The sequence below is a fragment of the Micromonospora aridisoli genome, from assembly GCF_056150025.1.
The window spans coordinates 24,208-37,914 of the sequence record NZ_JAXCFK010000003.1 but is presented as its reverse complement, the minus strand read 5'-3'; the positions used below and the strand labels follow the sequence as shown (position 1 = coordinate 37,914).

General features: G+C 72.5%; 13 protein-coding genes. 8 read left to right on the top strand and 5 right to left on the bottom strand.

Annotation, left to right across the window (positions count from 1 at the left end; genetic code table 11):
• Nucleotides 1-68 precede the first annotated feature (68 nt).
• The 6 genes from argC (at nucleotide 69) to argH (ending at nucleotide 6,226) form a co-directional block, all read left to right on the top strand.
• Nucleotides 69-1,070, top strand: coding sequence for an N-acetyl-gamma-glutamyl-phosphate reductase (gene argC, locus SM447_RS07110; RefSeq protein ID WP_474571940.1), 1,002 nt, complete (start codon nucleotides 69-71; stop codon nucleotides 1,068-1,070).
• A 73-nt stretch (nucleotides 1,071-1,143) separates the two neighbouring features.
• Nucleotides 1,144-2,031: an acetylglutamate kinase gene (gene argB / locus SM447_RS07105; RefSeq protein ID WP_474571939.1), complete on the top strand. Its 888-nt coding sequence runs from the start codon at nucleotides 1,144-1,146 to the stop codon at nucleotides 2,029-2,031.
• Nucleotides 2,028-3,269, top strand: coding sequence for an acetylornithine transaminase (locus SM447_RS07100; protein ID WP_474571938.1), 1,242 nt, complete (start codon nucleotides 2,028-2,030; stop codon nucleotides 3,267-3,269). The genes argB and SM447_RS07100 overlap by 4 nt, the downstream gene beginning before the upstream one ends.
• Nucleotides 3,266-4,192, top strand: coding sequence for an ornithine carbamoyltransferase (argF, locus tag SM447_RS07095; protein ID WP_474571937.1), 927 nt, complete (start codon nucleotides 3,266-3,268; stop codon nucleotides 4,190-4,192). The genes SM447_RS07100 and argF overlap by 4 nt, the downstream gene beginning before the upstream one ends.
• Entirely contained in the window at nucleotides 4,189-4,704 is a 516-nt protein-coding gene (locus tag SM447_RS07090; protein ID WP_474571936.1) for an arginine repressor, read from the top strand. Before argF ends, SM447_RS07090 begins: the two co-directional genes overlap by 4 nt.
• A 58-nt stretch (nucleotides 4,705-4,762) precedes the next feature.
• A complete protein-coding gene (gene argH, locus SM447_RS07085) occupies nucleotides 4,763-6,226 on the top strand; it encodes an argininosuccinate lyase (RefSeq protein ID WP_474572354.1) in 1,464 nt (487 codons plus the stop codon).
• Nucleotides 6,227-6,374: 148 nt separating this feature from the next.
• On the opposite strand, the gene SM447_RS07080 is transcribed toward argH, so the two are convergent.
• The 3 genes from SM447_RS07080 to SM447_RS07070 are packed head-to-tail and all read right to left on the bottom strand — an operon-like array spanning nucleotide 6,375 to nucleotide 8,595.
• Nucleotides 6,375-7,097, bottom strand: a complete 723-nt coding sequence (locus SM447_RS07080) for a hypothetical protein (RefSeq protein ID WP_474571935.1) — start codon at nucleotides 7,095-7,097, stop codon at nucleotides 6,375-6,377.
• Nucleotides 7,094-7,879 carry a hypothetical protein gene (locus SM447_RS07075; protein ID WP_474571934.1) on the bottom strand — a complete coding sequence of 262 codons (786 nt, stop codon included), beginning with the start codon at nucleotides 7,877-7,879 and terminating at the stop codon, nucleotides 7,094-7,096. Before SM447_RS07075 ends, SM447_RS07080 begins: the two co-directional genes overlap by 4 nt.
• The gene (locus SM447_RS07070; protein ID WP_474571933.1) at nucleotides 7,876-8,595 is read right to left on the bottom strand and encodes an ABC transporter ATP-binding protein; all 720 of its coding nucleotides are present in this window, start codon (nucleotides 8,593-8,595) and stop codon (nucleotides 7,876-7,878) included. Before SM447_RS07070 ends, SM447_RS07075 begins: the two co-directional genes overlap by 4 nt.
• 124 nt (nucleotides 8,596-8,719) lie before the next feature.
• Here SM447_RS07070 and SM447_RS07065 point away from each other — a divergent pair, with 124 nt between their 5' ends.
• Together SM447_RS07065 and SM447_RS07060 are read left to right on the top strand one after the other, a co-directional pair.
• Nucleotides 8,720-9,580, top strand: a complete 861-nt coding sequence (locus SM447_RS07065) for a sensor histidine kinase (protein WP_474571932.1) — start codon at nucleotides 8,720-8,722, stop codon at nucleotides 9,578-9,580.
• Nucleotides 9,577-10,269 (top strand): response regulator, encoded by a 693-nt coding sequence (locus SM447_RS07060; RefSeq protein WP_474571931.1) that lies wholly within the window; start codon nucleotides 9,577-9,579, stop codon nucleotides 10,267-10,269. Before SM447_RS07065 ends, SM447_RS07060 begins: the two co-directional genes overlap by 4 nt.
• Before the next feature lie 87 nt (nucleotides 10,270-10,356).
• On the opposite strand, the gene SM447_RS07055 is transcribed toward SM447_RS07060, so the two are convergent.
• On the bottom strand, nucleotides 10,357-11,070 hold the full coding sequence (locus tag SM447_RS07055) for an alpha/beta fold hydrolase (RefSeq protein ID WP_474571930.1): 714 nt from the start codon (nucleotides 11,068-11,070) through the stop codon (nucleotides 10,357-10,359).
• Nucleotides 10,998-13,676: an AMP-binding protein gene (locus SM447_RS07050; RefSeq protein ID WP_474571929.1), complete on the bottom strand. Its 2,679-nt coding sequence runs from the start codon at nucleotides 13,674-13,676 to the stop codon at nucleotides 10,998-11,000. Before SM447_RS07050 ends, SM447_RS07055 begins: the two co-directional genes overlap by 73 nt.
• Nucleotides 13,677-13,707 lie beyond the last annotated feature (31 nt).

Below are 13,707 nucleotides of genomic sequence, written 5' to 3'. Positions count from 1 at the left end.
GATGCATGACCTTGCGAGAATCGTCGGCATACTGCTAGCCTTCGCTGCATAGTCATGCGGAGGTAGGTATGGGAATTCGGGTCGCGGTGGCCGGGGCGAGCGGCTACGCCGGGGGCGAGCTGCTCCGCCTGCTCGCCGGGCACCCCGAGTTCGACCTGGTCGCCGCCACCGCGCACAGCCAGGCCGGGCAACCCCTCCACGTCGTCCATCCCCAGCTGACCGGCCTGGACGTGACCCTCGGCGAGACCACGCCGGAGGTGCTGGCCGAGTCCGATCTCGTCTTCCTCGCCCTGCCGCACGGCGAGTCCGCCGCCCTCGCGGCCCGGCTGCCCACCGGCGTCCGGATCGTCGACCTCGGTGCCGATCACCGGCTCGTCGACGCCGCCGCCTGGACCCGCTACTACGGCGGCCCGCACGCGGGCGCGTGGACCTACGGCCTGCCCGAGCTGCCCGGCCAGCGTCAGCGGATCGCCGCGGCCGACCGGGTCGCCAACACCGGTTGCTACGCGGCGACGATCACGCTCGCCCTGGCCCCGCTGATCGCCGCCGGTGCCGCCCGACCCGACGACGTGGTGGTCGTCGCCGCGTCCGGTACGTCGGGCGCGGGACGGGCCGCCAAGGCGCACCTGCTGGCCAGCGAGGTGATGGGTGACCTGTCGCCGTACAAGGTCGGCGCACATCAGCACGTGCCCGAGATCAAGCAGGCCACCGGGGCGACCGGTTTGTCGTTCACCCCGGTGCTGGCGCCGATGCCGCGCGGCATCCTGGCCACGGTCACCGCGCTGCCGAACGGCGAGGTCGACCCGCGCGCGGTGCTGGCCGAGGCGTACGCGGACGCACCGTTCGTGCACCTGCTGCCCGAAGGGCGATGGCCGCACACCGCGGCCACCCTCGGCGGCAACTCCTGCCACCTGCAGGCCGGCGTCGACGTCGACTCCGGCCGGCTGATCGTGGTCGCCGCCCTGGACAACCTCGGCAAGGGCGCCGCGGGTCAGGCGGTGCAGAACGCCAACCTGATGTTCGGCCTGCCCGAGACCACCGGCCTGTCCGTGTGGGGGACCACGCCGTGACCGCCGGGCTCAAGGCCGGCGGCGTACCGGGCGTGACGCTGGTGGTCAACGACGACGCGGTCGAGGTGGGTCGGTGAACCTGAACACGGATCTCACCCGGGCCCAGGCCAAGGCCGCCACGCTGATCGAGGCGCTGCCCTGGCTGGCCCGCTTCTCCGGCTCCACGGTCGTGATCAAGTACGGCGGCAACGCCATGGTCGACCCGGAGTTGCAGCGTGCCTTCGCGGCCGACATGGTGTTCCTGCGCTACGTCGGGCTCAAGCCGGTGGTGGTGCACGGCGGCGGGCCGCAGATCTCGGCCATGCTCGGCCGGCTGGGCATCGACAGCGAGTTCCGGGGCGGCCTTCGGGTGACCACTCCGGAGGCGATGGACGTGGTCCGGATGGTGCTGGTCGGCCAGGTGGGCCGGGAACTGGTCGGGTTGATCAACGCCCACGGTCCGTTCGCGGTCGGCCTCTCCGGCGAGGACGCCGGGCTGTTCACGGCGGTGCGGCGGCCCGCGTACGTCGACGGGCAGCCGGTCGACGTCGGCCAGGTCGGCGACGTCGAGTCGGTCGACGTCTCGGCGGTGGACGACCTGATCGCGGCCGGCCGGATCCCGGTGATCTCGACGGTGGCGCCGGATGCGGACGGGGTGCTGCACAACCTGAACGCCGACACCGCCGCCGCCGCGCTCGCGGTCGCCCTGCGGGCCCGCAAGCTGGTCGTGCTCACCGACGTGCCCGGCCTCTACGCCAAGTGGCCGGACCGGTCCAGCCTGGTCAGCGAGATCAGCACCGACGATCTGGCGAAGCTGCTGCCGTCGTTGGAGTCGGGCATGGTGCCGAAGATGGAGGCGTGCCTGCGGGCCGTCCGTGGGGGAGTGCCGGCCGCGCACGTCGTGGACGGCCGGGTCGCTCATTCCACCCTGCTGGAAGTGTTCACCTCGGAGGGCTTCGGAACGATGGTGGTTTCCTCATGAGCGCGCTGGTCGGCCGGTGGCGGCAGACGATGATGGACAACTACGGCACGCCGTCGCTGGCGCTGGTTTCCGGTTCCGGCACCGTCGTGGTCGACGAGGCCGGCCGGGAGTACGTCGACCTGCTCGGCGGCATCGCCGTGAACTCCCTCGGCCACGCCCACCCGGCGGTGGTGGCGGCCGTGTCGAAGCAGGTCGCCACGCTCGGCCACGTGTCCAACCTGTACGTCTCCGAACCGCCGGTGGCCCTGGCCGAGCTGCTGCTGGCGCTGGCGGGTCGACCGGGGCGGGTCTTCTTCGCCAACTCCGGAGCCGAGGCCAACGAGGCGGCGTTCAAGCTCTCCCGGTGCACCGGCCGCACCCACGTGGTGGCCACGGTCGGCGGCTTCCACGGCCGCACCATGGGCGCCCTCGCGTTGACCGGTCAGCCGGCCAAGGCCGATCCGTTCCGTCCGTTGCCGGGCGAGGTCACCCACGTCCCGTACGGTGACGTCGCCGCCCTGGCCGCGGCGGTGACCGACGCCACCGCCATGGTCGTCCTGGAACCGATCCAGGGCGAGAACGGTGTGGTCGTGCCGCCCGCCGGTTACCTCGCCGAGGCCCGGCGGATCACCTCCCGGCACGGTGCCCTGCTCGTGCTCGACGAGGTGCAGACCGGCGTCGGCCGGACCGGGCACTGGTTCGCCCACCAGGCCGACGGCATCGAACCGGACGTGGTGACCCTGGCCAAGGGGCTCGGTGGCGGGCTGCCCATCGGCGCCACCCTCGCCTTCGGCCCGGCCGCCGACCTGCTCGGTCCCGGCTCGCACGGCAGCACCTTCGGCGGCAACCCGGTCAGTTGCGCCGCCGCGTTGGCGGTGATCTCCACCATCGCCAGCGAGGGGCTGCTCGACCACGTCAAGCGGATCGGCGAGCGGCTGCGTCGGGGGATCGAGTCGCTCGCTCACCCGCTGGTGGGCGACGTCCGCGGCGCAGGGCTGCTGCTTGGCGTCACCCTGACCGCACCGGTGTCCGCCGCTCTCGCCGGGGCGCTGCGCGAGGCCGGCTTCCTGGTCAACCCGATCCAGCCCGACGTGATCCGGCTGGCCCCGCCGCTGATCCTCACCGCCGAGCAGGCCGACGCGTTCCTGGCGGCGCTGCCCGCCGCCCTCGGCGCGTCGGCGGCCGGCGTGGACGAAGTCGTCCTGGGGCCGGCCACGGTCCCGACCGCCGCTCCCACGCCGACGGAGGCTCCCGCATGACCCGGCATTTCCTGCGTGACGACGACCTGTCTCCGGCCGAGCAGTCCGCCGTGCTCGACCTGGCCGCCCGGATGAAGACCGACCGGTTCGCGTTCACGCCGCTGGCCGGTCCGCGTTCGGTGGCGGTGCTCTTCGACAAGCAGAGCCTGCGGACCCGGATCTCCTTCGACGCCGGCATCGCGGAACTCGGCGGCCACCCCCTGGTGGTGGACACCCAGGTGACCCACTTCGGTCGGGGCGAGACGCTCGCCGACGCCGGCCGGGTGCTGTCCCGCTACGTGGCCGCGATCGTGTTGCGTACCCACGGCGACGACCGGATCGCCGAGGTGGCCGCCGGTGCCTCGGTGCCGGTGGTCAACGCGCTGACCGACGGGTTCCACCCGTGCCAGCTGCTCGCCGACCTGCTGACCGTACGGGAGTGGTGCGGCGGCACCGCGGGGCGGACGCTGGCCTACGTCGGCGACGCGGCGAACAACATGTCGCACTCCTACCTGCTGGCCGGCGCGACCGCCGGGATGCACGTGCGGGTCGCCGGCCCGGACGGTTTCCAACCCGACGCCGACGTGGTGGCTCGGGCGGGGACGATCGCCGCCGGCACCGGCGGTTCGGTCCGGGTGCTCACCGATCCGGTGGCCGCCGTCCGGGACGCCGACGTGGTCGCCACCGACACCTGGACCTCGATGGGGCAGGAGAGCGACGGGCTGGACCGCAACACTCCGTTCCTGCCGTACCAGGTCAACAAGGCACTGCTGGGGCACGCCGCGCCGGAGGCCATCGTGCTGCACTGTCTGCCGGCGCACCGCGGTGAGGAGATCACCGACGAGGTGCTCGACGGCCCGCGCAGCGCCGTCTTCGACCAGGCGGAGAATCGGCTGCACGCCCAGAAGGCGCTGCTGACGTTCCTGCTCGAGGAGAGAACATGACCGCACCGCTGACCCGTGGCGCCCGGCACGCCCGCATCGTCGAGCTGATCCGCGACCGGGCGATCCGGTCGCAGACCGAGCTGGCCGAGCTGCTGGGCGACGAGGGCGTCCAGGTCACCCAGGCGACCCTCTCCCGCGACCTGAAGGAACTCGGCGCGGTCACCGCGCGCGGCGGTGACGGCCGGGCCGTCTACGTCATCCCGGAGGACGGTCACCGTCCGCTGCGCGACGCCGAGGCGGCACCGGCGCGTCTCGTGCGGCTGCTGCGTGAACTGCTCAACGAGGTCGACTCCAGCGGCAACATCGCGGTCCTGCGTACCCCGCCGGGAGCGGCCCACTACCTGGCCAGCGCGTTGGACCGGGCGGGCCTGGCAGAGGTCGTCGGCACCATCGCCGGCGACGACACCATCTTCGTCGTGGCGCGTGACGCCGACGGCGGGGCGGCCCTCGGCGAACGGCTCGCCGGCTGGGCTCGCCGTGACGACAGCGCCGAAGGGAGCGGTACGCCATGACCCAGATCGCACCGGACGTGGGTGCCCGGTTGGGGGGTCGCTGATCGTGGGGACCACAATTGACCGGGTGGACGACAAGAGCCTGACCGAGAACAGTGCAGCGGCCAACCGGACGAGCCTGTGGGGAGGTCGGTTCGCCGGTGGCCCGTCGGAGGCCCTCGCGCGGCTGTCGGTGAGCGTGCAGTTCGACTGGCGGCTGGCCCCGTACGACATCGCCGGATCGCGGGCGCACGCCCGCGTGCTGGCCGGCGCCGGCCTGCTGGACCCGGAGGAACTGGGCCGCATCCTCGCCGCCCTCGACGACCTGGAGGCGGCCTGCGCCTCGGGGGCGTTCCGCCCGACGGTCGACGACGAGGACGTGCACACCGCCCTGGAGCGCGGGCTGCTGGAGCGGCTCGGCAGCCTCGGCGGCAAGCTCCGCGCCGGCCGGTCCCGCAACGACCAGGTCGCCACCGACCTGCGGCTCTACCTGCGGGACCACGCCCGGGGCGTGGCCGCGCGGCTGGTGGAGCTGGCCGAGGCGCTGGTCGAGCAGGCCGGGCGACACGTGGACACCGCCGCCCCGGGCATGACCCACCTGCAACACGCCCAGCCGGTGACCTTCGGCCACTGGCTGCTGGCCCACGTGCACCCGCTGTTGCGGGATCTGGAGCGGCTGCGCGACTGGGATCACCGGGCCGCGGTCAGCCCGCTCGGCGCGGGTGCGCTGGCCGGTTCGGGGCTGCCGCTGGACCCGGTGGCGGTCTCGAAGGAGCTGGGCTTCCGGACCTCCTTCGCCAACTCGATGGACGCGGTCGCCGACCGGGACTTCGTCGCCGAGTTCCTCTTCGTCACCGCGATGATCGGGGTGCACCTGTCCCGCCTCGGCGAGGAGGTGGTGCTCTGGACCTCGCAGGAGTTCGGCTGGGTGGAGCTGGACGACGCCTTCGCCACCGGCTCGTCGATCATGCCGCAGAAGAAGAACGCGGACATCGCCGAGCTGGCCCGGGGCAAGTCCGGTCGGCTCGTCGGCGGGCTGGTCGCCGTGCTGACCATGCTCAAGGGCCTGCCGATGACGTACGACCGGGACATGCAGGAGGACAAGGAGCCGGCCTTCGACGCGGTCGACACCCTGGAGCTGCTGCTGCCGGCGCTCGCCGGGATGATCTCCACGATGACGGTACGCGTCGACCGCCTGGTCGCCGCCGCGCCGGTGGGCTTCTCCCTGGCCACCGAGGTGGCCGACTGGCTGGTCCGCAAGGGCGTGCCGTTCCGTGACGCCCACGAGATCACCGGCAAGCTGGTGGCGCTCTGCGCGGCCCGGGACTGTGCCCTCGACGAGGTCTCCGACGACGACCTCGCCACGGTCAGCGAACACCTCGACCCGACCGTACGCGACGTCCTCTCGGTCCGTTCCGCCCTCGCCGCCCGGATCACCCCCGGCTCCACCGGCCCGGGCCCGGTCGCCGACCAGCTCGCCACCGCCGCCGACCACCTGGTCACCTGGCGCGAGTGGGCCGCCGAGCAGGTCGTCCCCCGCTGACGCCCGCGCGGGTGCCCGGCCCCAGGTGCAACTTCGGGGAAACTGTCGCCTCCACGCTCGCTGAGGCGACAGTTTCCCCGAAGTTGCTGCCTCAGCGGCGTGCGCGGACACGACGTACGGCCGGACCGGCTTACCTGGACGGGTGGACTCAGGCGTCCCGACGTCGGAAGGCAGCCACCGCCCCACCCCCGATGACAACGACCCATCCGAGCAGAACGAGCAGGCCGGTGGTGGGCGTCATTACCGGTGCCGGGTCGGGAGAATAGAGCAGGCTACCCGCCCGGTCCGGCAGGTAACGAGCGTGCGGGGTGACGGCGTCCAGCACCGGCGAGACGACCAGAACCAGGCTGAGCGTGACGACGAGAGCGGAAACGACGGCTCGCAGAAGCGTGGCCAGAACCAGCCCGAGCAACCCGATGAGCACGACGTAGGCCGCCGCGCCGACCACTGTCCACGGCAGACCGTCGGTGATCACGGGAACATCCCGCGTAGCCAGCGCGATCCGGGCCGTGAGCAGCCCGGTGGCGAGTGCCGCGACGGCGGTTCCGGCAGCCCAGGCCAGGTAGGCGAGGGCCTTGCCAGCCAGCACGGCCAAGCGGTCCGGCGCGCACAGCAGGGTGGTGTGGATCTGCCCATCGGCGTACTCGGTACCGACCGCGAGGACGCCGAGCGAGATGGTGCCGGCCTGGAGGTACGGCACCGCCTGGAGGACGACTGCGACAGGCTCGTTCGGCCCGGCCGGCGAGGCGGCCAACGCCCCGGTGATGGCCACGGCTGCGCCGATCGTGCCGAAGGCCGCGGCCAGCACCGCAGGCAGGCCGAACAGCTTGGCCAACTCCCCAGCGGCGGCGTCGGCGTAAGCGCGGATCACGCGTCCCGCCGCAGGAAAACCGCACCGGCCAGCGCGAGCAACCCTGCCGTCCAGGCGGCCATGACCAGGCCGCCAGTGACCGGGGCGAGCGCGTCGTCGAACGCCAACAGGTCCCCGGCGAACATGCTCGTGCCCGCGAGGTCGGGCAGGAACCTGGCGAGCGGGGTGAGGTGGGACAGCAGCACGGAGACCGAGACGAGCGAGCTGTTCACCACGAGCACGATGATCGGGACTATTCCGTTGCGGGTGAAGACTGTGACCGCGAGAGCGATCAACGCCGTGAGCATCCAGTAGACCCCGGCACCGACCGAGCGGGACAGCGTCCCGTCCGGGTTCGGAGGGGCGTCCGCGCCGACTATCCCGTCGGCCAGCGCCAACGAGGTGGGAATCGCCACCAGGGCCGCGATCGCGACCAGCAGGACGACGACGACCGCTTTGGCGGTCAGCACGCCGAGGCGGCTGGGGGTGGCGGTGAGGGTTGTGGTGATCTGCCGTCCGCCGCCGGTCCTGGCACTGTTCGCGGTGTACTCGCCGCCGACGGCGACGACGCCGAGGATCACCGCGCCGACCGCGCCGATCGGGATTGCGGAGAAGACCGCCTCGACCGGCGACGTGTAGGCCGTCAGCTCGGGCCGTTCGCTGCGCAGCGCGGCGCGGACGCCGACGGCGTTGATCAGGGTGATCGCGACCGGACCGAGCACGGCGACAGCCAGGGCGACCATGGTCGCCGGCAGCGTCGCCGTCTTTCGAATCTCGGCGGCGACCGTGCGGGGGAAGGTCATCGCTCACCTGCCGTCGGCCCGGTGAGGGCGAAGAAGGCATCCTCCAGGGTCGGGTAGCCGGCTGTTACCTCGCGGATCGGGCCGGCGGCGACGACCCGGCCCTGGGCGATGACGACCAGGTCGTCGGCGATCTCGTCGACCTCGCTCATCAGGTGGCTGGAGAGCAGCACGGTCCCGCCGGCGTCCGCGTGCCCGCGCAGCAGAACTCGGATCCAGCGGATACCCTCCGGATCGAGCCCGTTCACCGGCTCGTCGAGCACCAGGGCACGGGGTTCGCCGAGCAGCGCGGCGGCCAGCCCGAGCCGCTGGCCCATGCCGAGCGAGAACCGGCCGACCCTGGTACCTCCGGCGGCACCGAGCCCCACCTGGTCGAGCACCTCGGCCACCCGTCGGATCGGGATGCCGTTGCTGCGCGCCATCCAGGTGAGGTGGTTGCGGGCGGTACGGGAGCGGTGTGCGCCGGCGCCGTCCAGCATCGACCCGACGGTGCGTAACGGCCGGCGCAGGCGCCGGTACGGCTGGCCGTCGACCAGGGCCGTGCCGGCATCCGCCCGGTCCAGGCCCAACAGGATGCGCAGGGTGGAGGACTTTCCCGCACCGTTTGGCCCCAGCAGACCTGTCACCCGGCCCGGTGCGGCCCGGAAGGTGACATCGGTGAGGATCTCGCGGGAGCCGCGTCGCTTGACCAGACGCTCGACTGACAGCATGAGCACCATGTCAGCCCAGGGTGCCGGTTCACGTCATCGGACCAGAGCCGGTACTTCCGCCAGCCCTCCCACCTCAGGTCGCTCCGACCCAGGTCCGATGTCAGGCCACGGTCCGGGTTCCTAGACTCGCGAGATGGCAGCTGACGGGCGACCGACACGGCGGCCCTGGCTGTCCGCCGTCGCCGTCTCGGTGCCGGTGGTTCTGCTCCTCTGCCTGATGACGGCGGGCTCCGTGGGGCCGGCCGGGACGCTCCTGCTGACGGTGATCACCACGACCGCTGTCGCAGCGTTGCTCTGGGCGGTGATCCGCGCTCGCCAGGAACGCCGGGGGTACGAGGACCGGCTGACCGCATGGGCGGCCGAGCGGGCCGCGGCGGCGGAACGGTTGCGCATCGCCCGTGAGCTTCATGATCTCGTCTCGCACGGCCTCGGTCTGGTCACCGTGCGTGCTGCCACGGCCGCTCGGGTGACCGGGCCAACCGGCGAGGCCGAACGGGCGAACGCCCTGTCCGACATCGAACAGGTCGGTCGGGAGACGACGGCCGAACTGCGGCGGATGCTCGACGTGCTCCGCGCACCGGGCGCCGAGCCCGCTCCCTTGCGGCCGCCCGACACACTCGATTCCCTACCGGAGATCGTACGGTCCACGACCGCCGCCGGAATCGCCGCCACTGTCGACGTGGGGAAGGTCGGTGAGGTACCACCCGGCGTGCAGCTCGCCGTGTGCGCGATCGTCCGCGAGGGCCTGAGCAACACGGCCCGGCACGCCGGGCCGACCTGCGTGCACGTCACCGTGGATCGCGACGGCGACACGATCGTGGTGGACGTACGGGACACCGGCCCCCGCCCCGGCTGGCGGCCACGCCCCGGCGCAGGCCACGGCCTGGACGGTCTGCGCGAGCGGGTGAACATGCTCGATGGTGCCCTGCGCGCCGGCCCGGCCGGGCCAGGCTTCCATCTCACGGCGCGCCTGCCGGCCCGGCGGTCGGGATGACCACTGAATCGGCGGGCGGGTCCACGAGCATCCGGGTGCTCGTCGCGGACGACCAGCCGCTCCTGCGGCACAGCCTCGCCCTTCTCATCGACGGCACCCCGGGCCTCACCGTCGTCGGTCAGGCTGCCACCGGACACGAGGCCGTGTCGCTCACCCGTGAACGCCGCCCCGACGTCGTCCTGATGGACATCCGGATGCCCGACGGCGATGGCATCGAAGCGACCGGATGCATCACCGCCGCCACCGACCTGAGCGGTACCAGGGTCGTCGTGCTCAGCATGTTCGCCCTCGACGAATACGTGGCCGCCGCGCTGCGCGCCGGGGCGCACGGCTTCCTGCTCAAGGACGCTCACCCGGACCAACTCGTCGACGCCATCCGGCGGACTCACGCAGGCGAGTCGCTCTTCGCCCCCAGCATTCTCACCCGCTTCGTCGCGCACTACCTCGACCGGCCCGGCCCGCCAGAGGTCCGTAAGATCGACGTGCTCACCGGGCGCGAGACCGAGGTGCTGTCTCTCGTGGCCCGCGGTCTGTCCAACGACGAGATAGCCCGGACGCTCACCATCTCGATCAAGACCGTCAAGACTCACGTCGGCAACCTGCTCACCAAGCTCGACGCCCGTGATCGCGCCCAGCTCGTCATCGCCGCCTACGAGAACGATCTTGTCGTACCTCGATCCTCTGCGTGAGCTTCCCGCCTGACTGCCGGACGCCGCGCCATGGCTCGACCAAGCGGGTTGTCACCGGGCGGATGGCCCGCGCGGCGGTGGCGAACGTCAGCCGCCCACGGCCCGGACCGCCTCGATGATGGTCTCGGCGACCTCGCTCGGTCGGGCCACGGCCATCGCGTGCGATCCGCCGGGAAGTTCGCGCTGGCCCCGCGGGTTGGCCCGCTCGGCCATGAACCGGTGCGCGGCGACCGGGATGTTCATGTCGGCGTCCCCGAACACGAACCAACTGGGCAGCGACCGCCAGGCGGGGTCGCCGACGAGACCGTCGTTCAGGGCCTGCTCGGTGATCGGTCGCTGGGTCCGGGCCATGAGCGCGGCGAGGTCCGCGGACACGTCTGCGGCGAACTGCCCGTGGTAGGCGTCCTGCCCGATGGCCACCTCGTTGCCGCCGGTCGACACCGGGTACTGCACCAGCGTGCCGGCGAGGGTGCTGCCGGGGAACTTCCCGGACAGCGACAACGCGCTGTCGCCGGTGTCCGGGCTCAAGGCGTTGACGTACACCAGGGCCCGCACCGACGGGTTGTCGGCTGCGGCCTGCGTGATCACCATGCCGCCGTACGAGTGGCCGACCAGGACGACCGGTCCGCCGACCCCGCGAATCACGTCGGTGAGGTACGCGGCGTCGCCTGGCAGGCTCCGCAGCGGGTTGGCGGCGGCCACCACGTCGTACGACCCCAGGCGCTCGATCACACCGTTCCAGCTCGCCGACTCGGCGAACGCTCCGTGCACGAGGACGACGGTTGGCTGCTGATCAGACAAGACGGACGCTCCTCTGCTCCGGGACACTCCTCACCCGCCGGCGTCGCGGGCATGCCGGAATACCCGCCAGGTGCGGATGAAACCCCTGACGGAAGGCGGTGGGTGAGCCAACGTCCCGCCCGCCCGACCACGGCGGCGTACCCGATGCCGACGGCCAGCGACGCGGCCAACGCCAGCACCGGCAGGTCCCGCAGGTGCGGATACACCTGCCAGTGCGTCAGGTAGATGTAGAGCGAGCTGGCGGCCAGCAGCCCGGCCACCTTGTTCACCACGGTCAGGCTCGGCACGGTGGGCAGCCAGATCAACAGGACGAAGCCCGCCACGATCAGCGCCTCCCGCCCGGGCTGCCCGAAGAAACCGGGCACGGTGGCCAGCGCGGCGGCCGTGACCAGCAGCCGCTGCCCCACCCCGTCGGCGCGGGCCGCCGCCCAGCCGAGCGTGAACAACCACCCCGCCACCAGCGCCGCCGGCAGGTCGTAGCGGGCGTCGAGGCCGAACACGTCGTAGCGGCCGAGGAGCGTGATCGCGGTCAGCCCGAGCGGGAAGGCGAACGGGTACCGCCGCTCCCAGCGGTCGACCCGGCGCAGCCCCAGCAGCGCGGCCACCCCCACCAGCAGGTAGACGATCGCCTCGATGAACCAGAAATGCCAGCCGTGCGGGGCGTTCTCCGGTCGCAGGATGCTGTTGACCAGCAGCAGGGTGCTCGCCCGGTACTGGTCGCTGACCAGCATCACCGCGCCGATCCACGTGACGGTGGGCAGCACGATGCGCAGCAGGCCGACGCCGATCTGCCGGAGCCGGTCCCGGCGTCCCGCACCGGTGAGCTGGAACCGGGCGAAGTTGAAGCCGGCCACCGCCAACAGCAGGTGTGCCCCACCGGTGATCGTGAACAGCGGGATGTGCGAGCCGACGATCAGCAGGATCGCCGCCGCCCGCAACGCCACGCTGGTCTCCAGCGCGCGTCGCCGGCCGCCGGGTGGCCGCGGTGCGCGTAGCGCCCCGATCGGCAGGGTGTGCCAGTTCGGCGGCAGGTGACCCAGCGCCTCCTCCAGCCGCACCGACATCTCCACGTACGACAGGGAGTCGCCGCCCAGGTCGACGAAGCTCAGTTCCGGGGTGACGTCGTCGCGGTCGAGCACCTGCGCGTACAGCCGGCACAGCTCGTCCACCGCGGCCTCGTCGGCCGGCCCGGCCGTCGGCGCGGGGGTCGTCGACGCGGCGGCCCGGGCGCGCAGTTCCGCCAGGTCGGGCTTGCCGCTGGCCAGCCGGGGCAGCTCGGTCAGCTCCAGCACCCGTACGGCGCGTGGCGGCAGGCCCACCTCCTCGGCGACCAGCCGGCGCACGCCGCGGGAGTCCGTCGCGCAGGTCACCGCGACGATCAGTTCGTCGTCGGTGCCCACACAGGTGGCGTTCACGCCCTGCCGGGCCAGCAGCCCCTCGACCCGGTCCGGGTCGACCCGCAGCCCGAGGATCTTGGCGAACCGGCTGCGGCGGCCCACGATCTCCCACAGCCCGTCGGGCGTACGCCGGGCGAGGTCACCGGTGTGCAGGTCGGTGACGGTACGGCCCAGCGCCAGGTCGGCCGGGGACTCGGCATAGCCGAGCATCACGTTCGGACCCGTGTACACCAGCTCGCCGACCTGCGGATCCGGCTGGTCGGCGACGGGTGCCAGCCGGAACGCCCCGCCGGGCACCGGCACACCGATGGCCGTCGGGTGCTCCATCGCGAGGTCCGGCGGCAGGTATGCCATCCGCGCCGTCGCCTCGGTCTGTCCGTACATGACGAACAGGTTCCAGCCGTCGCGCCGACCCAGCCCGGCGTAGCGGCGGACCTGCTGCGGGGCCAGCCGGCCGCCGGCCTGGGTCAGGTAGCGCAGGTGCGGCAGGTCCATCTCGGCGAAGCCGACCCGGTCCAGCAGGTCGAAGGTGTACGGCACCCCGGCCAGGCTGGTGCACCGGGCGGCCCGGAACAGCTCCCAGAAGCAGGCGTCGGCGACGGAAAGATCGGTGAGCACCAGCGCCGCGCCGCGGGCCAGGTGACTGTGCACCACCGACAGGCCGTAGCAGTAGTGCAGCGGCAACGACGTGACGGCCCGGTCGGATGCCCGGATGCCCAGGTACTGCGCGATCGACTCGGCGTTCGCCGCCAGGTTGTCGTGCGACAGCCGGACCAGCTTGGGTGAGCCGGTGGAGCCGGAGGTGCTCAACAACAGCGCCAGATCCGGGTGCAGGTCGTGGGCGCTGCCGACCCGACGCTCCTCGACCGCCCAGCCGGCGGCCGGCCCGAGCACCACGTCCGGGTCGTACGCCTCGACCAGCGCGGCCAGCGCGGCGGCGTTGCCGCCCGGCGTCAACAGCACCGGGTGCCCGCCGTGCAGCGCACCCAGGTACGCCACCAGCGCCTCTACGCTGTTCGCGCCGACCACCAGGACCAGCCGCCGGGTGGTGCCGAGCCGGTCGGCCTGGTCGGCGACCTGCCGGGCGAGATCGGCATAGCTGATCTCGGCGTCGGCGGTGACGATGGCCGGCCGGTCGCCGTGCGCCGCGAGATCACGGACGAACGGCACCGCCCGCCGGGCCGGGACCAGGGAAGACGCGAGAGCCACGGGCGACCACTCTAAGGTAAGCCTGCCCTTA

Excerpts from the sequence above, each read along its gene's own strand:
- argC (WP_474571940.1), top strand. The coding sequence starts at position 69 with ATGGGAATTCGGGTCGCGGTGGCCGGGGCGAGCGGCTACGCCGGGGGC.
- SM447_RS07075 (WP_474571934.1), bottom strand. The coding sequence starts at position 7,879 with ATGACCTTCCCCCGCACGGTCGCCGCCGAGATTCGAAAGACGGCGACG.
- SM447_RS07065 (WP_474571932.1), top strand. The coding sequence starts at position 8,720 with ATGGCAGCTGACGGGCGACCGACACGGCGGCCCTGGCTGTCCGCCGTC.
- SM447_RS07060 (WP_474571931.1), top strand. The coding sequence starts at position 9,577 with ATGACCACTGAATCGGCGGGCGGGTCCACGAGCATCCGGGTGCTCGTC.
- SM447_RS07070 (WP_474571933.1), bottom strand. The coding sequence starts at position 8,595 with ATGGTGCTCATGCTGTCAGTCGAGCGTCTGGTCAAGCGACGCGGCTCC.
- SM447_RS07100 (WP_474571938.1), top strand. The coding sequence starts at position 2,028 with ATGAGCGCGCTGGTCGGCCGGTGGCGGCAGACGATGATGGACAACTAC.
- SM447_RS07090 (WP_474571936.1), top strand. The coding sequence starts at position 4,189 with ATGACCGCACCGCTGACCCGTGGCGCCCGGCACGCCCGCATCGTCGAG.
- argF (WP_474571937.1), top strand. The coding sequence starts at position 3,266 with ATGACCCGGCATTTCCTGCGTGACGACGACCTGTCTCCGGCCGAGCAG.